This window comes from Streptomyces sp. NPDC033131 (assembly GCF_055578365.1).
In genome coordinates, this window is record NZ_JBVIPA010000002.1 from 205,808 (window position 1) to 225,696 (window position 19,889).

Consider the following 19,889-nt stretch of genomic DNA (forward strand, 5'->3'; position numbering starts at 1 on the left):
CAACAAAAGGGATGTTTCGTTCGGTAGTGGGCGAAGGCAAGCACCGCCCGGCCGGTGTCGGACCCAATGCCTCCGTGCGCCCCCTGGAGACGGGCTATGCGCGCCAGTGCTGCTGCTCGCCGTGGGCGAAGGCGGCGCGCAGATCCGGTTCGCCGATCGCGCGGATGCCGTGGACGGCGACGGAGGTGAGGTCCGTACGGTCGTCCCCGCGGGAGCGCCTGGTCAGGGCACCGAGGAGCCGCCGGCCGGCCGGGGAGGCCCAGCGCGAGTAGGGGTGGACCTCGATCCGCGCGATGGCGAGGCAGCTCAGGGTGAGGGCGAGAGGCAGCCCGAACCAGAGGGCGACCAGGTGCCGGGGCATGTCCGACTGAGCCGGCGTCAGCAACGCGGTCGCGCCCAGCGCGACGACGGCCACCACGGCGAGCCGCACCTGACGGACCCCGGCCGCGACCCCCGCCCGGGCGCCGTCGGGCACGGCGAGCCCCGCGCTGACCAGCCGGTCGGCGACGCCGCGTACCGCGTCGGTGGCGGCGGCGGTGGCCCGTACCGGCGCCAGGGGGGACTGCCCCTCGGGGCCGATCGCCCCTATCACCGACCGCTCGATGTCGTCCCGGCCGCGCGGGTCGACGACGGTCGCCCAGCCGGTGTGGGCGAGCAGCAGCCGCCGCTGGCGCGCCATGGAGACGAGGGTCAGATCGGCGACCCGCCGGGGACCGCCGGACAGGAACGCGGCCTCGTACAGCGTCAGATCGTGTGCCCGGCCCGGGTCCGTGTCGACGGCCGCCGCACGTACGGCGGCCAGGCACAGCCGCGTACACGCCGTGCCGGCGGCGGCCCAGGCCAGCAGCAGGAGAAGGACCCACAACATGTGGATTTTCTATGCGACCGGGTCCGGGCAGCGCCATGCCTTGTTCACAATCCGGACCGAGCGTTGCCGGTATGTGACGTTCCGGGGGTGTGCGATCACTGATCCACGGAAGGCGGGGGGCTGGTGGCGGGCGGGGGGAGCGGATAGCTCGGAGAGGCCGGTGGGGTCACCGGGATCGCCGGGATCGCCGGGCCCTGGTCGGCGGTCGTGCCGAGCGGCGCCGGTGAGTGGGTGAGCGGGGGAACGGAACCGGCGGCCATGTCCTGGGCGAGCGCGTCGAAGTCGACGTAGCCGGTGGCCTCCAGGACCTTGATGTGGTCCAGCACGGTCGTGTTCGCGTCGTCGGCGAGGGCCCGGACGAGGGAGTTGCGGGTGCTGGCGCGGACCTGGGCGACGACCGAGAACACCTTGCCGTGTGCCAGCCGCAGGATGTTGGCGAAGTCGCGGTCGTAGGTGATGCCCTGAGCCGCGGTCAGGGCCGTGAGCCACTGCCTCTGCTGCTCGTTGGGTTCGTTGGGCAGTTCGAGGCCGAGTCTGGCCGCGACGTCACGGACTCGTTCGTCCAGGAACATGTGCCCCTCGATGAGGTGCTGTCCCGCCGTCTTCACGGCCGGGGTGGTGCCCTTCTGCTGCGCCTGCTGTCCCGCGGGCAGCTCCCACAGGCCGGCCAGCCGTACCTTCGTGACGAACTCGCGGTCGAGAGCGGACAAGGGCCCGTACTTCGTCGACACGGTCTGGGCGTTCAGCACGTCCAGCCCCGTCCCGGAACGGTCGGCGTACGACCAGATCGGGAAGATCAGCGCCACGAGGGTCGCGGTCAGGCCGGTGATGATGAGCCCGGTGCCGGTGAAGATGCCTCTGCCGTTGACGGGGGGTCGGGATCGCATGGTGCCTCCTGCTTGCGGCACCGCACGCTAGTGGGTTTCAGGTGCGGGGTTGACATGTTACTTCGGGGTCTACGTCAACTGCCGTACGGGGGTGAATGGCTGTATCGGGGGCGATGCGAGGTTAATGGGGGAGAGCGATGGGCTGGCATAGGCGGAGAAAAGTCGCGAAACGGGGCACGCTTGCCGGGCTGCGGGCGTGGGGTGTTAATCCCGGCACAGTCGGGGGCGGGGGGTGCGCTTAGTCGGGGGGCGGGGTGTGGCGTAGGCCGGTCGAGCGGCCGGCCGGTGCTGCGGCTGGGGCGTGGGGGTGCGCAGCCCGGCGAGAGCGGGGTGCCGCCCGCGCCAACCCGTGCCGCCCTGGCGGCACGGTTGCCCGCGGGTTGACGGCCTGGGTAGTCCGTGGAGTGGGTGCCGCCCGCGCCCATTCGTGGCGTGCCGGCGGCACGATTGCCCGCGAGTTGGCGGCGGTTGGGCGGTCCGGCGAGAGCGGGGTGCCGCTGTGTGGCGTGCTTGCCGGTGGGTTGGCGGGCTGGGCTGTCCGTGGAGTGACGGGGTGCCGTCCGCGCCCGCCCGTGCCGCCGTGCGGGGCGATTGCCGGCGGGTTGGCGGGCTGGAGTGTCAGCGGCGTAGCAGGACCCGGCGGGTGGCTCGGGCCAGCCGTACCGTCGGGCGGTGCGAGCGCGGGGCCGGTCCCGACCGTTCCAGCCACCACTCCCGCAGAGCCCGCCGCGCCGCCGTGTCCTGCGGGCGTCCGGCGAGCAGCAGGTGCTCGGCGAAGTCCAGGGCGTCCCGGCGGTAGCCGCCGGTCATCGGGTGGCCGGGGGCGTAGGCGAGGAAGGCGGGACGGTAGGCGGTGCCGAGGATGCGCGGGAGTTCCGGGGCGACCTTGGCCACGACGTCCGCCCGCTTTCCGGCGAGGGCCCGGGCCTGTACGCCCAGCCGCACCCGGTCGAAGCCCTCCGGTACGGGGGTTCCCGCGACCAGCGCGGACAGTAGCGCCGTCTGAGGGAGGGCGAGGCGCTGGCGGGTGAGGTCGTCGGCGGCCGGAGCCGGCGCGGACAGGGCGCGGGCGGAGGACGTCCGGGTGGGCGGGGCCTTCGCGCCGCCCTTCTCCAGGGCTTCCCGGATCGCCCCCAACTCCCCTTCCAGTTCCGCCGGTTCGGGGAAGTTCTCGTCCCGCTCCAGGAGAACCCCCGGCGGGGACACCCGGGACGCGAGGTCGGTCAGGATGTCCAGGACCGGGCGGGGGACGGGGTGGGCGTGACTGTCGTGCCAGACGCCGTCGCGTTCGAAGCCGCCGGCGACATGGACGTACGCGATGGCCTCCAAGGGCAGTTCGGCGAACGCGTCGGCCGGGTCCTCGCCGCGGTTGACGTGGTTGGTGTGCAGGTTCGCCACGTCGATCAGCAGGCGTACGCCGGTGCGGTCGGCCAGTTCGTACAGGAACTGTCCCTCGGTCATCTCCTCGCCGGGCCACGAGATGAGCGCGGCGATGTTCTCGACGGCGAGCGGCACCGGCAGCGCGTCCTGGGCGATACGGACGTTCTCGCACAGGACGTCGAGGGCGTCCCGGGTGCGCGGCACGGGCAGCAGATGGCCCGCCTCCAGACGCGGCGACGCCGTCAGCGGCCCGCCCGCCCGGACGAACGCGATGTGCTCGGTGACCAGGGGCGAGCCCAGCGCCTGGGCGCGCTCGGCGAGGGCCGTCAGCCGGCCCTCGTCGGGGCGGTCCGCGCCGCCGAGGCCGAGCGAGACGCCGTGCGGGATCACGGTGACCCCGCGCTCGCGCAGCCGCAGCAGAGAGTCGGGGAGGTGTCCGGGGCACACGTTCTCGGCCACGACCTCGACCCAGTCGATGCCGGGCATGCGCTCGACGGCGTCCGCGATCTCGGGCCGCCAACCGATGCCCGTTCCCAGTCGCTTCATGGTCCCCTCCTCGGCTTCCTCCGGCTCCGCGGAGCCGCCCCCCGGGCGTGACGGGGGTATGGCCCCGCCACACGGACCCGAACCCCTTCGCCCGCTCCTTCAGAGCAACATTTGAGGTTCGGGGCCGGCGTGGCCGTGCCACGAGAGTGGCGACCGCCTCCACCCATCGGACCGGGTGATCTCCACGAGGGGGATGCGAGGGCGGAGGTCAGTGACGCAAGGCGCCGACGCGGCCGTGTCCCTCGACCGCGACCGTCAGCCCGGGCGCGATCTCGGTGAACCCCGCGTCCCGCACCAACGGCAGCCCGCTCGTGATCAGTTCGGCCCAGCGGCCGGGGTCCGCGGTGCGCACGGCCAGCGGGAAACCCGCGTCGCGCCATCCGGCCCGCTCCTCCTGCGACAGCTCCCACCAGGCGAGTTGGGCACCGTGTCCGGCCTGTGCCATCGCCTTGCCGGCCGACATGTCCAGGTCCGGGTTCATCCACAGCACGGGTACTCCCGCGTCCGCGTTCACCGGCGGTTCCGGGTCGTCGAGATCGGTGCCGGAGACCTGGAGCCGGGCGAGGTCCTTGGGCCAGCCGTCCAACGGCACGGGCGGGAAGACCCGCACCTCGGCGGACCTGCCCGCGACGGTGACGCCGGGCAGCGCCTCGGCCCGCCGCCACTCGGCACCGCGGGCCCGCCGCACGACCTTCCGGATCCGGGCGTCCTGCCATGCGCGGATCGCCTGCGCCCATTCGCCCTCCCCGAGGGACCGCTCGTCGCTGAGCATGACGAGCACGGCGCGGGCGGCGGTCTCCAGCGCGTCCGTGCGGGCCGGAGGGGCGCCGCGCTCGATACGGACGACGAGCGGCAGTACGTACTGCGGCGCGCTGTCGCGGGTGCCGGGCTCGGAGCGGAAGGGGGTCTCGTTTTCGGGCGTCGACTCGTTGCTCACCCGTACAGTCTGCCAACCCGGACAGAACCTACGCTGGACGTATGAGCGAGGACTACTGCACGATCCGCGAGGCGACGCCGCCGCCGAAGGCGGACGGGCCGCCGTACGCGGAGTGCGTGCTGTGCCAGAAGCCCACGGAGTATCCGGAGTCGTACAAGGGGATCACCCTGTGCCCGGTGTGCGAGTGGCAGGAGGCCCAGCGGACGGCCTGCTCGGGGTGAGCGCCGCGTCCCCGATCAGCTCGGACACCTTCACGAACCGGTATCCCCGCTTCCGTAGCTCGGGCACGACCGCCCGCACGGCCCGCTCGGTCGCCGGGGCCGCGCTGCGCGTGCAGTGCATGACGACGACCGAACCCGGCCGTACCCCGTCGAGCACCTGCCGGGCCACGGCCTCCGCGTCCGTGGCGAACGCGTCACCGCTGACCACGTCCCACTGCACGGCCGTGATGCCGGCCGGTGTCAGCGCCTTCAGGGCCCGCCGGTCGTAGCACCCGCCGGGAAAGCGGAAGTACGGCATCGGGTCCGGCACGCCGACCCTGCGGAACGCGGCGTACGCGCGTTCCACGTCCGCGCGCATCCGGTCCTCGGAGACGGTCGGAAGGCCGTAGCAGTCGTCGGTGAAGGCGTGGTGACTGTAGGAGTGGTTGGCGACCTCGAAGAGCGGGTCCCGGCCGATGGAGCGGGCCTGGGCCGGGTACTCCTCGGCCCACCGGCCCGTCATGAACACCGTCGCCGGCACGCTCAGCGCGCGCAGTGTCGCGATCAGCCGTGGATGGTCGAAGCGCTCGCCCGCCGCCGCCCGTGGCCCCTGGCCGGCCGTCATGTCGGCGTCGAAGGTGAGGGCGACGGTCTTGTCCGCGGTGCGGCGGGGGCCGTTCTCGAACACGGGGGTCAGACCGGCCGGGCCGGGCGCCAGCGTCGGGGGCCGGGAGGGGACGGCCGACGGGGTGGCCGCGGAGGCGGAGGGGGCGGGGCGGGGAGCCTGGGAGAGTTGGGGGGTGCCGCAGGCCGAGAGGGCGGCTCCGAGGGCGCAGGCGGCGGTGACGCGTCGTACCAGAGTGATCACCGTACGAAAGTATGGTGATCACTCACGTGTCGGCGTCAGCGGCGCTGGAGTGTCACCCGCACAGCGCCTCGCCCGGTGCCCTGCTCAGATGTCCCGCTGCTCCAACGGCCGCGTCGCCGGTCCCTGGACCACCTTGCCGTCCGTGTCGAAGCGGGAGCCGTGGCAGGGGCACTCCCAGGCGCGCTCGGCGGCGTTGAACGCGACGAGGCAGCCCATGTGGGTGCAGCGCGGAGACAGGGCGTGCACATGGCCGCCCTCGTCCCGGTACACCGCGAGCCGCCCGCCCTCGGTGCGGACGACCGCGCCCTCGCCGCGCGGCAGCGCCTCGACCGGCGGCGGGGGCCGCAGCCGGTCGCCGACGAAGTGGCGGGCGACCTGCGCCTGGTGCTTCAGGAACGACGGGGCCTCGCGGACGGTCGAGCGCAGCCGGCGCGGGTCGTACAGCTCGCCCCACGCGCTCTCCTGGCCGGTGATCAGTGCCGTGAGGAGGCGGCCCGCCATGATCCCGCCGCTCATGCCCCAGCCGCCGAAACCGGTGGCGACGTAGGTGTGGTGCGCCCCGGGGTGCATCGGGCCGACCAGCGGGACCGTGTCCGTGGGGTCGTTGTCCTGGGTGGCCCAGGCGTGCGTGAGGGTGACGTCGGGGAAGTGGTCGGCCGCCCAGTCGGCCAGGTGCTGGAAGCGGGCGCGGGTGTCACCGGTGCCGGGCTTGAAGTGCTCCCCGGTGACGACGAGCAGCCGGTCCTCGCCGTGCGGTGCCGTACGGACCGACCGCGTGCCCTCGTCCGGCGTGATGTACATGCCGTCCGGATCCCGGTCGGCGCCCATGGTCCCGGCGACGACCAGCTCGCGGCGCGGGGAGAGCCGGGTGAAGAGCAGGGCACGGTCGAAGACCGGGTAGTGCGTGGCGACCACGACGTCCCGGGCCCTCACCCGGGCCCCCGTGTCGGTGGTCAGCCGGCACGGCTCGCCCTCCTCCAGGCCCACGACCGTCGTGTGCTCGTACACCTGCGCGCCGCGCGCGACCAGGTCGTCCACGAGGGCCAGCAGGTACTTGCGGGGATGGAACTGCGCCTGTCCGGTGACCTTCACCGCGCCCGCCACGGGGAACGGCAGCCCGGTCTCCGTCACGAACGTGGCCGGCAGCCCCGCCTCCCGGGCGGCCGCGGCCTCGGCGCGCAGTTCGTCGACGCGGGACGGGTCGCAGGCGTACGTGTACGCGCTCCGGCGCTCCCAGTCGCAGTCGACGCCCAGCTCGTCCGCGATCTCCGCGGCCCGCTCGATCGCCTCGGACTGCGAGCGGGCGTACAACCGTGCCCCCTCGGGGCCGCGGGTGCGGCGCAGCTTGTCGTAGATCAGGGTGTGCAGGGCGGTGACCTTGGCGGTGGTGTGCCCGGTGACACCGGCGGCCACCCGGTCGGCCTCCAGCAGCGCCACGCGCCGCCCGGCCCGTGCCAGCTCCCACGCCGTGCTCAGCCCGGCGATTCCGGCGCCGATCACGGCCACGTCGACGTCCAGGTCCTCCGCGAGTGCGCGGTGGTCCGGGCCCGGCGCGGTCTCCAGCCAGTACGAGCCGCTGACATGCGGGTTCTCGGTCATGCGGGCCGGGTACCCCGTCCGGCCCGGTTCACTGCGCGAGCAGCCGCCCGCGGGAGCGTGCCACGTCGAAGCCGGCCTTCGGATACCGCGGGTCCAGCTCCCGCAGATGCTCCAGGAGCAGCCGGCCCACGGCCCAGTTCCGGTACCACTTGTGGTCCGACGGGATCACGTACCAGGGGGCGTACGGCGTCGAGCAGAGTTCCAGGGCGATCCCGTACGCCTCCTGGTACGCGGGCCACAACGCGCGGTCGTCGATGTCCTACCGGTCGAACTTCCCGTGCTTGTCCGGCCGGTCCAGGCGTTTGAGCAGACGGCGCCGCTGCTCGTCGTAGGAGATGTGCAGGAAGCACTTGATCACCGTCACGCCGTCGTCGGCGAGGGACTTCTCGAACTGGTTGATCTCGTCGTAGCGGCGGTTGATCTCGTCGCGCGGGACGAGTTCGCGGACGCGGGCGATCAGGACGTCCTCGATGGGGGTCCCCCCGCGCGAGCGAAGTCGAGCGTGGGGGAGGGAGCGGTCGAAGATGCCCAGCTCGCCGGGGTGCGCGAGGGCCTTCCTGATGCGCCACAGGAAGGGGTGGGCCCGCTCCTCGGGAGTGGGCGCCTGGAACGCCCGGACACGGCAGCCGAAGGGGTTTGGAGCTGCTGACTCTGGAGTGCGTCATGAGCGTTCTGGTGCGTGGGAGTGAGTGTGGGTGGTCTGTGTCGTGTCGTGCGCCTCGGCCGTGGGGTCGTTTTTCCGGCAGGGAACTGACGTTCCTTCATCGAATGCGTGACCTTCCTGGGGGGGTGTTCGTTTGTCATGGTGACGGGATTTCGGGTGGGGCCGGGCGGGAGTGTGACGGGGTGGGTGAGCTGAGGAGTGTGATGCCGTCGTTCGTCGTGTCCGGTCCTGATGGCGTGACCGTCCGGGCCCGTTTCAAGCACCTGACGCCCGGTGATGAGAACGTGCTGCGTATGGGGGGCGCGCATCTGGGGTCGCTGGCCTCGAAGGACCTCAAGACGCGGTGCCGGGACGGCCTGGAGCATTCCGGTCAGGCGTGGGCGGTGCGTAAGGGGTCCTTTCACTATGAGCGTCCGATCAGGTCGCGTGGTCTGGTGCCGTGCATCGCAAGGCGCCGGAGCGGCCGCGATGGGGGTCCCCCCGGATCCGGCGACGGACGACACCGCCCCGTGCACACCAGAGCGATGTGCACGGGCATCGGACCGTCCAGGCCGGACCAGGTGCTCCCGGGCGTGAGGGACCCCGCCCCCGCATCCCCGGACCACGGACACGATCCGTGCCGCCGGACGCGGCGAGTACGCGGGCGACCAGGACATCCAAAACCGTTCGGGGGGTCCGCAGTGACCAGGTATGGGTCCAAGACTCACTCCTGCTCACTGATTAGGAACGGTTGCAGAAGCCGATGACGTGCTTGATCGTGCCGCCCTTGCCGCTGGTGTCCATGCCCTGGAGAACCAGCAGCACCCGGCGCCGGTCGCCGGCGGTGCTCGCCGCCCACAGGCGTTCCTGCAGGTCGGCGAGGTCATCGCCGATGCGGGTGGTGGCCGCTTTGCCCGCGGTCTTGTCCCCGGGGCCGAGAGGGACGGAGCCGGTGTCGTAGGAGGACAGGTCGATCCGCTCGCCGCCCGGCACGCGCAGCAGTTCGCGCAGACCGGCCTTCCTTCCCCTGCGGGACCTGTGCCCGGAGTCCTTCTCGGCCACGGGGCACCCCTTCCGCTCGGCTACCTACGCCACGGGCCCGTCACCGCGAACGTCGTCCCGGGCGTGTAGCAGTTGACGTACATCGTCTCGCCGTCCGGGGAGAAGGTCACTCCGGCGAACTCGCCCCACTCGGGTTCCTCGGGCGTGCCGATGTTCTGGCGGCCGCGGGCCATCGGGTAGACCTCGCCGCGCCGCGTGACACCGTAGACGTGCTGGGCGCCGTTGCCGTCCTCGCAGACCATCAGGCCGCCGCTGGGGGCGAGACAGATGTTGTCCGGGGACTCCCCGGGGAGCTGGACGTCCGTGTCGGGGCCGAAGACGATCACGAGGGTCAGGCGGCGCTCGGACGGGTCGTAGCGCCAGATCTGCCCGAAGTGGTCGGCCGCCGAGCCCTCCGCGCTGCGCGCGAACGACGACACGAAGTACACCGACCGGCCGCCCCAGTAACAGCCCTCCAGCTTCTGCGCGTGCGTGACGCCCTTCGGGCCGAAGTCCTGGAGCCGGATGGGGGTTTCGGCGGCGAGCGGGTCCGGTACGTCCACCCACTCGACGCCGTCGAAGCAGGCGCCCGTCTCCTGGATGGAGGACAGGTCGGGTACGCCGGGCACGCGCATCGCCTGGAGCCGGCCGCCCGCGCGCAGCGAACCGAGACCGCTCAGCGGCTTCTCGGGCAGGAAGCGGTAGAAGAGGCCGAAGGGCTTGAGGAAGGCGTCCTCGGTCTCGTAGACGATGCCCCGCTTCGGGTCGACGGCGATCGCCTCGTGCTGGAAGCGGCCCATCGCGGTCAGCGGTACGGCACCGGAGCGGAGCGGATCGGCCGGATGGACCTCGAAGATGAAGCCGTGGTCCTTCGTGTAGCCGTTGGTGCCGGCCTTGTCCTCGTTCTCCTCGCAGGTCAGCCAGGTGCCCCAAGGGGTCGGCCCGCCCGCGCAGTTGACGGCCGTGCCGGCGATCGCGACCCGCTCGGACAGCACCCGGTCGCGGGAGTCCAGGGTCAGGGCCGTACAGCCGCCCTTGGCGGCCGGGTCGTACGTCAGGCCCCTGACCGTGGGGACGGCGAGGGTGGCGGTGTGGCGGTTCTCGTGGTTGCGGACCAGGTGGACCTGCTGGTGTCTGCCCGCGAAGGCCGACATCCCGTCGTGGTTGGAGGGGACGGTGCCCTCTCCGGAGCGCAGCGGGTCGCCCTCGCGGGAGAGGACCCGGTAGCGGAAACCTTTCGGCAGGTCGAGCAGGCCCTTCGGGTCGGGGACGAGCGGGCCGTAGCCGGTGTGGCCCAGGGACTGCGCGGCGGCGGTGCCCGTGAAGAGTTCGGAGAGGTTTCCGGCGAAGGCGATCGAAACGCCCAGCACGCCCGTGCGGGCGAGCATCTGACGACGTGTCGAGGAGGTGGCAGCGGTCTCGGACATGGGGGGACGACCTTCCTGCTGGCGGACAGGAACCTGTGACCCCGCCGTGTCTATCACCAACCGACGGCCGCGGGAACCACGCGCGTAGAACGTGTCACGTCTCCGGCGGCCTCTGGATCGACTGCTCGGGCGGCGCCTGCTGTGCCCTCTCCAGGAAGCGCAGCAGCTCCACCGGGAACGGCAGCACCAGCGTCGAGTTCTTCTCGGCGGCGACCGCGACCACCGTCTGGAGCAGCCGCAGTTGCAGCGCGGCGGGCTGCTCCGACATCACCCCGGCGGCCTCGGCCAGCTTCTTCGACGCCTGGAGCTCGGCGTCCGCGTTGATGATCCGGGCCCGCCGCTCCCGGTCGGCCTCGGCCTGCCGGGCCATGGAGCGCTTCATGGTCTCGGGCAGCGAGACGTCCTTGATCTCGACCCGGTCGATGGTGACGCCCCACTCCACGGCCGGGCTGTCGATCATCAGCTCCAGGCCCTGGTTGAGCTTCTCGCGGTTGGAGAGCAGGTCGTCCAGGTCGCTCTTGCCGATGATGGACCGCAGCGAGGTCTGCGCCATCTGCGAGACCGCGAACCGGTAGTCCTCCACCCTCACGAGCGCGTACGCGGCGTCGACCACCTTGAAGTAGACGACGGCGTCCACCCGCACGGTCACGTTGTCGCGGGTGATGCCCTCCTGGGCCGGCACCGGCAGCGTGACGATCTGCATGTTCACCTTGTGCAGCCGGTCCACGAACGGGATCACCAGAGTGAAGCCCGGCGGCCGCACGTCCCCGGCGAGCCGCCCGAGCCGGAAGACCACCCCGCGCTCGTACTGCTTGACGACCCGCGCCGCCGCGGCGACGTAGACGATCCCCGCCGTACCGGCCGCGACGGCCGTCGTCAACAGTTCCTGGAGCATCCCGACCTCCTCGTCGAGAGGTCCTCTCTGTCTGCTCCTGCAACGATATGCCCGGTGCCCGGCCCTGGGCCATGGGCGGCCCCGGACCAGGCACCGGGCGTGCTCAGGAGGCGGTGACCTTCACCGGTTCCGGCGTCGTCATCCGCACCGGTTCCGTGCCGACCGCGCTGTGCCGCTCGGCCCAGTTCTCCAGCGCCGTACGGCAGGCGTGGTCGAGGTGGTGCAGCCCGGACAGGTCCAGCTCGACCGGACGGTCCTGAGGCAGCGCCTCCAGGCTGTCGAGGATCTTCGGCAGCCTGAGGAAGGTCGCGTTGCCCGACAGGTACGCCTGGACCGGCCCGGCGCCCTTGTCGATGACCTCCAGCTTGATGTGCGAGGCCTCCCAGGCGGTCTTGACGACCGCCAGCGCGAGACCGATGAGCACACCCTCGAACATGCTGACCGCGACGATCGACACGGCGGTGACGACCAGGATCAGCGCCTCGCCGCGGTGCTCGCGCCACAGCGACACGATCTGCCGGACGGGGATGAGCTTGGCGCCGGCGTGCACCAGGATGCCCGCCAGGGCGGGGATCGGGATGTAGGCGAGGACGGACGGCAGCAGCGCCGCGAACAGCAGCAGCCAGACGCCGTGCATGACCCGGGACGCCTTCGTCTTCGCGCCCGCCTGCACGTTCGCCGCGCTGCGCACGATCACCGCGGTCATCGGCAGCGCACCGAGCATGCCGCAGATCGCGTTGCCGGTGCCCTGCGCGACCAGTTCCTTGTCGTACTCGGTGCGCGGACCGTCGTGCAGCCGGTCCACGGCCGCCGCGCTGAACAGCGACTCGGCGGACGCGATCAGGGTGAACGCGACGATCGTGGAGATCAGGCCGACACTCGCGAGGCCGCCGAAGGCGTCCATCGACGGCGGCTGGATGGACCCCAGCAGCCCCTTCACCTCGACGGTGGCGACCGGCAGCGAGAACACCAGGGCGGCGAGGGTCGCCAGGCCCACGGCGGCGAGCGGTCCGGGGACCGTGCGCAACTGCTTCGGCATCCGCCTCCACAGCACGAGCACGGCGATGGTGCCCGCGCCGAGGCCGAGCGAGGCCAGCGCCGCGGTGCTCTGGACGGCGTCGGCGAAGGCGCCGGGCAGTCCGGCTATTTTGCCGAGGCCGGAGGCCGGGGCCTTGGCGTCGGTGACGGAGTACAGCTGTCCGGCGATCAGGACGAGCCCGATGCCGGCCAGCATGCCCTCGACCACGGAGACCGAGATGGCCCGGAAGTAGCGCCCCAGCTTCAGGGCGCCCATGAGGATCTGGAGCACACCGGTCGCGAGGACGATGACCCCGAGCCCGGCAAGGCCGTACTCCTGGACGGCCTCGAAGACCAGCACCGTCAGACCGGCGGCCGGTCCGGAGACCTGGAGGCTGCTTCCCCGCATCAGGCCGGTGACGATGCCGCCGACGATGCCGGTGACGAGCCCCAGCTCGGCCGGGACGCCGGAGGCGACGGCCACGCCGACGCACAGCGGGAGCGCGACGAGGAAGACGACGAGGGAGGCGGCGAAGTCCTGCCGCAGATGAGGGAACCTGCTTCGCTGTTCCATGGCGGGCCTCACAGCGCCCGGAAGGCGTCGGAGGAGGCCTCGTGGGTCAGGACGCCCCCGGTGTGCACTTCGTAGTACCAGGCGTGCAGCGACAGCTGCCCGTCCGTCAGCTTCTTGTCGATGAACGGGTACGAGCGCAGCCGCAGCACCTGCGTCAGGACATGGTTCTGCACGCCCTCGGCCACGGTCGGGTCCTCGGCCGCGCCCGAGGGGCGCGGGGCGGCGTGCGTGAGCCAGTCGCGCACGGCGGGTACGGCGGTCAGGTCGTCACCGCGGACCAGGGCGCCGACGGCGCCGCAGTGCGAGTGCCCGCAGACCACGATGTCGTTGACGCCGAGCACCTCCACCGCGTACTCGATGGTCGCGGCCTCGCTGGTGGGGTGCTCGGAGGCGTACGGCGGGACGATGTTGCCGGCGGTGCGCAGCTCGAAGAGCTCACCGGGGCGGGCGCCCGTGATCAGTGCCGGGACGACCCGGGAATCGGAGCAGGTGATGAACAGGACCTGCGGAGACTGGCCTTCGGCCAGCCTGGCGAACTCCTCAGGGCGCTGTCCGAACGTGCGGGCGTTGTCGATGAGGGGCTGCATGTGTGGTGACTCCTCCTGGCGCGCCAAGGGCGCGTCGGGCTTACATGACAGAGGTGGGGGGAAGAGAGCTGCTCTGCTGTCAGCAGCGGAAGACCTGAAGTGCTGCCGGGGAATGGGCTGTCGAGGATCTCGACAGCCGGAAGGCACCGGGTACGCCGAATGTGCGTACGGCCGCCGGATCCTGAGCCAGCAGCGGGCGCTCGGGCCCCTCAGGGGCGAAGTCGACGGCGCGGTGCCGGTCGCGGCTGCGCAGGGGACCGGTCGGGTCCCCGGCGGGGTCGCACTGGCGGTGTGTGGCGGACTCGTCGCGCAGAGCCTTGCCGGAGGGTTTGGTTCCGGGCTGGGCTTTGGCCTCTGTATGACGGACTGTGTGCGCGGATGCGAAGGACGCGGTCGGTGCGAAGAACTGGAGGGCGAGCAGGGCGGCGGCCAGGGCCGCCAGCACGGTGCGTACCGTCGTACCTCGCAACATGCGCCTCCCTTCAGGCAGTTCACGTCTCTAGTCCGCACCAACGGTTGGTCAACGACTGGTCAAGAAACACATTAGCCCTGCAAAGTTGTTTGCAGGGTTAACTTAACGTTTCGACCTGAAGAGAGGCTGAAGCGTGCGGGGTTGTTGGCGGGAACCGGCTCTTGATCTTGAAGAGCCGGTGGGCGGGCGCGGGCTCTAGGAGGGCTCGACCAGGCCCTTGGCGTCCCGGGCCAGCGCGGTGAGGCGGGAGATCGCCCGGAAGTACTTCTTGCGGTAGCCCCCGTTCAGCATCTCCTCGCTGAACAGCCGGTCGAAGGGCAGCCCGGAGGCCAGGACCGGGACTTCGCGGTCGTAGAGCCGGTCCGCGAGCACGACGAGCCTGAGGGCCGTCGACTGGTCGGGAACCGGCCGGACGTCGGTGAGGCAGACCGCCTTCAGATCGTCCGTCAGGGCGCCGTAGCGGCTGGGGTGGACGCGGGCGAGATGGTCCAGGAGCTGCGGGAAGCCGTCGAGCGAGGCGCCCGGCGTGCGGTGCGCGGCCCGGGTGACCTGCTCGTCGGTGAACGGCGCCGGTGCCTCGGGCAGGCCGCGGTGGCGGTAGTCCTCGCCGTCGATGCGCAGGGCGCGGAAGTGCGCGGACAGGCCCTGTATCTCGCGCAGGAAGTCCGCCGAGGCGAACCGGCCCTCGCCGAGCTTGCCCGGCAGGGTGTTGGAGGTGGCGGCGAGGGCGACGCCCGCGTCCACGAGTTTGCCGAGCAGGGTGGAGACGAGGACGGTGTCGCCGGGGTCGTCCAGCTCGAACTCGTCGATGCACAGCAGACGGTGACCGGAAAGGGTCTGCACCGTCTTCTGGAAGCCGAGGGCGCCGACCAGGTTCGTCAGCTCCACGAAGGTGCCGAACGCCTTGAGCTCGGGCTCGGCCGGGGTGGCGTGCCAGAGGGAGGCGAGCAGGTGGGTCTTGCCGACGCCGTAACCGCCGTCGAGGTAGACACCACGCGGCCCGGCCGGGGTCTGCGGGCCCTTGCTCCTGCCCAGGCCCAGGAAACCGCGCCTGACCTTCCCGGCACCGGAGGCGTGCGCCCCGCCGAGCCCGGCGGCGAAGCCCTCGAGGACCCGCACGGCCTCGGTCTGGCTGGGCTGGTTCGGGTCCGGGATGTACGTCCCGAAGCGCACCGAGTCGAACCGCGGCGGGGGCACCATCTCGGCGACCAGCCGGTCCGCGGGGACACGCGGCTCACGGTCACACAGGGACAGCGGGGCGGCATCGGCTGTCGGACCGAATCCGGACGCGGCGGGGGAGGTAGGCACGGTTACCCATGCTAGGGCCTGCCTGCGGCGACGGGCGGCCCGGGTGGGCGGGGGTGGGGCGAGGGGGCACCGGCAGCCCCCTGGTGCGCCCCGGCGCCCATGCCACACTGCAAGGCATGCGACGCCTGTTCCCTGTGACCGACGAAACCGTGGCCCGGACCCCGGGTGAGGCACCTGGTGGGGAGGGGGTGGGGGGTGTTCCCGAAGGCTCCGGGGGTGAGGGCGCCGGGGGAGTCGGGCGCGCTCACCTCGTGGACCGGGAGTGGAGTCCGGCCGAGCTGGCCGCCGCCTACGCGTATCCCGAACTCGGGCCCGAGGGCGCGGCCGGAGCCGGGTCCGGCGGGCCGGGGGCCTGGCTGCGGGCCAACATGGTCTCCACGCTCGACGGAGCCGCCCAGCACGACGGCCGGTCGAAGCCCATTTCCAGCGCCGCCGACATGCGGATCTTCGGCACCCTGCGGGCCCTCGCGGACGTGGTGATCGCCGGCGCGGAAACGGTACGCCAGGAGGGGTACCGACCCGCACGCGCGCGTACGGAGTTCGCGCAGATGCGGCAGGCGGCCGGGCAGGGGCCCGTCCCCGCGATCGCCGTGGTCAGCGCGAGCCTGAACCTGGACTTCACCCTGCCGCTGTTCACCTCGCCCCTGGTTCCCACCCTGATCCTCACGGGCGCCGCGGCGGCCCCGGACCGGATCGCGGCGGCGGAGAAGGCGGGCGCCCGGGTCGTCGTCGCCGGTGACGGCGTCGGTGTCGAGCCCGCCCGTGCCGTCCGGGCCCTGGCGGAGCTCGGGCACACCCGGCTGCTCACGGAGGGCGGCCCGCGGCTGCTCGGCCAGCTGGTGGCCGCCGGAGTGCTCGACGAGCTCTGCCTGACCGTGGCCCCGATGCTCACCGCCGGGGACGCGCAGCGCATCGCGGGCGGACCGGCGGTGGCGGTCCCGCAGCGGTTCGCGCTGGCGTCCCTGCTGGAGGAGGAGGGCTTCCTCTTCAGCCGCTACCAGCGGTCGTGAGCCCGGCCGCGCCGGAAACGGGATCGATCGGAACCGCCGGCTCCGACATCGGTGGAATGTCCCGTTCCGTTTAGCTTCCGACGGGCACACTGAAACCGGCAGTACCCGTGCGATCTCGGGGCAGGATGGTTTCCGCAGGGCCTGAACGGCCCACGGAGGAGAGAGGGCGCTCGGCCCTCGGAGGAGAAGGGGCGCCTGGTGTTCACAAGCGTTTTGATGATCGAGAAGGCCCTTACGTCCGCCGACGTGGAGTTCGTCACCACCTTGCACGGGGACGAGCGGGTCGCCTTCCACGTCCTGCTGCAGCCGCGCGGCGACCAGGCGGACCGGTTGCTGCGGGCCATCGACGACGTCGCGCTCGGCGAACTCGACGAGGCGGCCCGGGAGCGGGAGATGCCGGAGGGCGACGAGGCGAGGGGGTTCGGGGAGCAGGCCCTCGACGTGTCGCTGAGGGCCCTGCGGGCGGCCGGCAGCGATGCGGTGGGGCGGCTGATCGAGGACCACCCCCTGGACGCGCTCACGTCCCTGGTCGGCGAGACCGACGCGGACGAGGTGATCGTGCTGACCGATCCCCACTACGTGGAGGAGTTCTTCCACCGGGACTGGGCCTCGCGGGCGCGGCACAAGGTGGGGGTGCCGGTGCTCAAGCTCTTCTCGCACAGCAAGGCCTGACGTCCGCCCCGGGGCCCGTCGTGGGTGTCATAGGGTTTGCCGGTACCTGAATGTCCGCCGTACCACCCCAGGAGACCCGCATGGCACCCGGCCTTCCCCCCGCCATGGACCGACCGCACTTCATCGGCATCGGCGGCGCCGGAATGTCGGGGATCGCCAAGATCCTCGCGCAGCGCGGGGCGAAGGTGGCCGGCAGCGATGCCAAGGAGTCCGAGACCGCCGAGGCGCTGCGCGCACTGGGGGCGAGCGTGCACATCGGGCACGCGGCGGAGCACCTGGCCAACGACGCGAGCTGTGTCGTGGTCTCGTCGGCGATCCGGGCCGACAACCCCGAGCTGGCGCGGGCGGCCGGACTCGGCATTCCGGTCGTCCACCGTTCGGACGCCCTGGCCCGGCTGATGGACGGCCTGAGGCCGATCGCGGTCGCGGGCACGCACGGCAAGACCACGACCACGTCGATGCTGGCCGTGTCGCTGAGCGAGCTGGGCCTGAAGCCGTCGTACGCGATCGGCGGCGACCTGGACGCGCCCGGCTCCAACGCCCTGCACGGCGAGGGCGAGATCTTCGTCGGCGAGGCGGACGAGTCGGACCGCAGCTTCCACAAGTACGCGCCCGAGGTCGCGATCGTCCTGAACGTCGAGCTCGACCACCACGCCAACTACGCCTCCATGGAGGAGATCTACGAGTCCTTCGAGACGTTCGCGGGCAGGATCGTGCCCGGTGGCACGCTGGTGATCGCGGCGGACCAGGAGGGCGCGCGGGAGCTGACGCGGCGGCTGGCCGGGTCGGTGCGGACGGTGACGTACGGCGAGTCCGAGGACGCCGACGTGCGCGTCCTGTCCGTGACGGCGCAGGGGCTGAAGAGCGAGGTCGCCGTCCTGCTGGACGGTGCGCAGCTCACCTTCACGGTCTCCGTGCCCGGCCGTCACTACGCGCACAACGCGGTGGCCGCGCTCGCGGCGGGCGTGGCCCTGGGCGTCCCGGCCGCCGAGCTGGCCCCGGCGCTGGCCGCGTACACCGGTGTGAAGCGGCGCCTGCAGCTCAAGGGCGAGGCGGCGGGGGTCCAGGTCATCGACTCCTACGCCCATCACCCGACCGAGATGACGGCGGACCTGGAGGCGATGCGCGCGGCGGCCGGTGACGCCCGCATCCTGGTCGTCTTCCAGCCCCACCTCTTCTCCCGGACGCAGGAGCTCGGCGAGGAGATGGGCCGGTCGCTGTCCCTGGCGGACGCGTCGGTCGTCCTGGACATCTATCCGGCCCGCGAGGACCCGGTCCCGGGCGTGACGAGCGAGCTGATCATCGAGGCGGCGCGGGCCGCGGGCGCGGACGTGACACCGGTCCACGACAAGGGCGCGGTCCCGGACGTCGTCGCGGGAATGGCGAAGCCCGGTGATCTCGTTCTCACCATGGGCGCGGGTGACGTGACGGACCTCGGCCCGCGGATCCTGGACCGTCTCGCACAGAAGTAGAGGGGTTGGCCGACATGTCGTACGACATCGAGAAGCCGGACGAGCAGTGGCGCGCGGAGCTGACCCCTGCGGAGTACGCCGTGCTGCGGCAGGCCGGTACGGAGCCCGCTTTCGTCGGTGAGTACACCGACACCAAGACCGAGGGCGTCTACTCCTGCCGGGCCTGCGGAGCCGAACTGTTCACCTCCACCACGAAGTTCGAGTCCCACTGCGGCTGGCCGAGCTTCTACGACCCGCGCGACTCGGACGCGGTCGAGCTCATCCAGGACCGGTCGCACGGGATGGTGCGCACCGAGGTGCGGTGCGCCCGGTGCGGGTCGCACCTCGGGCACGTGTTCGAGGGTGAGGGCTACCCGACCCCCACCGACCAGCGGTACTGCATCAACTCGATCTCGCTGCGGCTGACCCCCGAGGGGGAGTGACCTGAGCGTCAGCGCGGCGCTGCCGTGCTGTTCCTGACGACCAGGCTCGTCGGGACCAGGTCGGTTCCGGCCCTCGGGCCGCCCTGCGTGCGGATCTGGCGCAGGACGCCCTGCACGCAGCGGCGGCCCACCTCGGCGAAGTCCTGGTGGACGGTGGTGAGGGGCGGGACGAAGAACGCCGCGTCGGGGATGTCGTCGAAGCCGACGACGCTGACGTCCTCGGGGACGGAGCGGCCGCGTTCGTGGAAGGCGCGCAGCAGGCCAAGGGCCATCTGGTCGTTGGCGGCGAACACCGCGGTGCAGCCGGGGTCGTCGGCGAGCGCGAGGCCGGCCGCGTAGCCGGACTCGGCCGTCCAGTCGCCGTGCAGCGGCGGCGGCACCGGGCGCCCGGCCTCCTCCAGGACGGCGCGCCAGGCCTGGGTCCGGCGCTGGCCCGCGAACGAGGCCTCGGGGCCCGTCACGTGCCATACGGTCCGGTGCCCGAGGTCGAGCAGGTGCCGTACGGCTTTCCGCGCACCGTCGGCCTGGTCGGTGTCGACCACGCCGTAGCGGTCCCCGGCGTCGGAGTCCACGACCACGACGTGGACGCCGGGCGGGAGCTGGACCGTCGCGGCGTCGAGCAGATGGATCTCCATGATGACGACGACGGCGTCGACGGCCAGCTCGCCCATGCGCGTGAAGGCGCCCAGCACGTTGTCCTGGGTCGGCACGTCGATGGGGATCAGGGTGATCGCGTAGCCCTCGGCCGCGGCGTGCGTGGCGATCGCCTCCACGGTGCGGCTGTTGCCCGTCGAGGAGAGGCTGAACAGGATCACGCCGATGGTGTTGAACTGGCCGTAGCGCAGGGCGCGTGCCGCGCTGTTGGGCCGGTAGCCCAGCTCGCGCATCGCGGCGAGCACCTGCTCCCGGGTCGAACTGATCACTCCGGGATGGCCGTTGGAGACCCGCGAGACCGTCTGGGATGAGACGCCCGCGGCCTTGGCGACATCGGCCATGGAGACGCGCTGCTTGCGGCGCCCGCCGGGCACGCCCGAGCCGCCCCGTTCCACCACTGGTGCCTCCTT

At 72.1% G+C, this 19,889-nt stretch carries 18 protein-coding genes and 3 pseudogenes; 6 read left to right on the forward strand and 15 right to left on the reverse strand.

Annotated elements, in window-relative coordinates; genetic code table 11:
* Positions 1-94 precede the first annotated feature (94 nt).
* From ACZ5XS_RS04295 to ACZ5XS_RS04310, 4 genes are all read right to left on the reverse strand, one after another.
* The gene (locus ACZ5XS_RS04295) at positions 95-868 is read right to left on the reverse strand and encodes a TIGR04222 domain-containing membrane protein (protein ID WP_468647674.1); all 774 of its coding nucleotides are present in this window, start codon (positions 866-868) and stop codon (positions 95-97) included.
* A 95-nt stretch (positions 869-963) separates the two neighbouring features.
* Positions 964-1,755, reverse strand: coding sequence for a DUF4142 domain-containing protein (locus ACZ5XS_RS04300; RefSeq protein WP_468647675.1), 792 nt, complete (start codon positions 1,753-1,755; stop codon positions 964-966).
* Positions 1,756-2,373: 618 nt separating this feature from the next.
* Positions 2,374-3,681, reverse strand: a complete 1,308-nt coding sequence (locus ACZ5XS_RS04305; protein WP_468647676.1) for an MbnB/TglH/ChrH family RiPP precursor modification enzyme — start codon at positions 3,679-3,681, stop codon at positions 2,374-2,376.
* Positions 3,682-3,889: 208 nt separating this feature from the next.
* Entirely contained in the window at positions 3,890-4,618 is a 729-nt protein-coding gene (locus ACZ5XS_RS04310; protein ID WP_468647677.1) for a peptidyl-tRNA hydrolase, read from the reverse strand.
* A 41-nt stretch (positions 4,619-4,659) separates the two neighbouring features.
* On the opposite strand from ACZ5XS_RS04310, the gene ACZ5XS_RS04315 reads away from it, so the two are divergent.
* On the forward strand, positions 4,660-4,839 hold the full coding sequence (locus ACZ5XS_RS04315; protein WP_468647678.1) for a hypothetical protein: 180 nt from the start codon (positions 4,660-4,662) through the stop codon (positions 4,837-4,839).
* Here the strand turns inward: ACZ5XS_RS04315 and ACZ5XS_RS04320 are convergent.
* The 3 genes and pseudogenes from ACZ5XS_RS04320 to ACZ5XS_RS04330 all read right to left on the reverse strand — a co-directional run.
* Positions 4,781-5,686 (reverse strand): polysaccharide deacetylase family protein, encoded by a 906-nt coding sequence (locus ACZ5XS_RS04320; protein ID WP_468647679.1) that lies wholly within the window; start codon positions 5,684-5,686, stop codon positions 4,781-4,783. The genes ACZ5XS_RS04315 and ACZ5XS_RS04320 overlap by 59 nt on opposite strands.
* Before the next feature lie 84 nt (positions 5,687-5,770).
* Positions 5,771-7,285, reverse strand: a complete 1,515-nt coding sequence (locus ACZ5XS_RS04325) for an FAD-dependent oxidoreductase (protein ID WP_468647680.1) — start codon at positions 7,283-7,285, stop codon at positions 5,771-5,773.
* A 28-nt stretch (positions 7,286-7,313) separates the two neighbouring features.
* Positions 7,314-7,922, reverse strand: a pseudogene (locus ACZ5XS_RS04330) (polyphosphate kinase 2 family protein); the annotation flags it as partial.
* A gap of 451 nt (positions 7,923-8,373) precedes the next feature.
* Between ACZ5XS_RS04330 and ACZ5XS_RS04335 the strand changes: the two are divergent.
* Positions 8,374-8,673 (forward strand): annotated as a pseudogene (locus ACZ5XS_RS04335) (IS200/IS605 family accessory protein TnpB-related protein); the annotation flags it as partial.
* Here ACZ5XS_RS04335 and ACZ5XS_RS04340 read toward each other — a convergent pair.
* From ACZ5XS_RS04340 to zapE, 7 genes and pseudogenes are all read right to left on the reverse strand, one after another.
* Positions 8,673-8,990, reverse strand: a pseudogene (locus tag ACZ5XS_RS04340) (polyphosphate kinase 2 family protein); the annotation flags it as partial. The pseudogenes ACZ5XS_RS04335 and ACZ5XS_RS04340 overlap by 1 nt on opposite strands.
* Positions 8,991-9,010: 20 nt before the next feature.
* Positions 9,011-10,396 carry a PhoX family protein gene (locus ACZ5XS_RS04345; protein ID WP_468647681.1) on the reverse strand — a complete coding sequence of 462 codons (1,386 nt, stop codon included), beginning with the start codon at positions 10,394-10,396 and terminating at the stop codon, positions 9,011-9,013.
* A gap of 94 nt (positions 10,397-10,490) precedes the next feature.
* Positions 10,491-11,291 (reverse strand): slipin family protein, encoded by an 801-nt coding sequence (locus ACZ5XS_RS04350; protein WP_468647682.1) that lies wholly within the window; start codon positions 11,289-11,291, stop codon positions 10,491-10,493.
* 103 nt (positions 11,292-11,394) lie between these two features.
* Positions 11,395-12,882, reverse strand: coding sequence for a SulP family inorganic anion transporter (locus ACZ5XS_RS04355; protein ID WP_468647683.1), 1,488 nt, complete (start codon positions 12,880-12,882; stop codon positions 11,395-11,397).
* A gap of 8 nt (positions 12,883-12,890) precedes the next feature.
* Positions 12,891-13,469 carry a carbonic anhydrase gene (locus tag ACZ5XS_RS04360; protein ID WP_468647684.1) on the reverse strand — a complete coding sequence of 193 codons (579 nt, stop codon included), beginning with the start codon at positions 13,467-13,469 and terminating at the stop codon, positions 12,891-12,893.
* A gap of 79 nt (positions 13,470-13,548) precedes the next feature.
* Entirely contained in the window at positions 13,549-13,941 is a 393-nt protein-coding gene (locus ACZ5XS_RS04365; RefSeq protein WP_468647685.1) for a hypothetical protein, read from the reverse strand.
* A 195-nt stretch (positions 13,942-14,136) separates the two neighbouring features.
* Positions 14,137-15,249, reverse strand: a complete 1,113-nt coding sequence (gene zapE / locus ACZ5XS_RS04370) for a cell division protein ZapE (RefSeq protein ID WP_468647686.1) — start codon at positions 15,247-15,249, stop codon at positions 14,137-14,139.
* Between the two features lie 116 nt (positions 15,250-15,365).
* Here zapE and ACZ5XS_RS04375 point away from each other — a divergent pair, with 116 nt between their 5' ends.
* From ACZ5XS_RS04375 to msrB, 4 genes are all read left to right on the forward strand, one after another.
* On the forward strand, positions 15,366-16,259 hold the full coding sequence (locus ACZ5XS_RS04375) for a pyrimidine reductase family protein (RefSeq protein ID WP_468647687.1): 894 nt from the start codon (positions 15,366-15,368) through the stop codon (positions 16,257-16,259).
* A 198-nt stretch (positions 16,260-16,457) separates the two neighbouring features.
* The gene (locus tag ACZ5XS_RS04380; RefSeq protein WP_217236625.1) at positions 16,458-16,931 is read left to right on the forward strand and encodes an indole-3-glycerol phosphate synthase; all 474 of its coding nucleotides are present in this window, start codon (positions 16,458-16,460) and stop codon (positions 16,929-16,931) included.
* 80 nt (positions 16,932-17,011) lie between these two features.
* Positions 17,012-18,403 carry a UDP-N-acetylmuramate--L-alanine ligase gene (gene murC / locus ACZ5XS_RS04385; protein WP_468647688.1) on the forward strand — a complete coding sequence of 464 codons (1,392 nt, stop codon included), beginning with the start codon at positions 17,012-17,014 and terminating at the stop codon, positions 18,401-18,403.
* Positions 18,404-18,417: 14 nt separating this feature from the next.
* Positions 18,418-18,825, forward strand: a complete 408-nt coding sequence (gene msrB / locus ACZ5XS_RS04390) for a peptide-methionine (R)-S-oxide reductase MsrB (protein WP_468647689.1) — start codon at positions 18,418-18,420, stop codon at positions 18,823-18,825.
* An 8-nt stretch (positions 18,826-18,833) separates the two neighbouring features.
* Here the strand turns inward: msrB and ACZ5XS_RS04395 are convergent, their stop codons facing one another.
* The gene (locus tag ACZ5XS_RS04395; RefSeq protein ID WP_468647690.1) at positions 18,834-19,877 is read right to left on the reverse strand and encodes a LacI family DNA-binding transcriptional regulator; all 1,044 of its coding nucleotides are present in this window, start codon (positions 19,875-19,877) and stop codon (positions 18,834-18,836) included.
* Positions 19,878-19,889 lie beyond the last annotated feature (12 nt).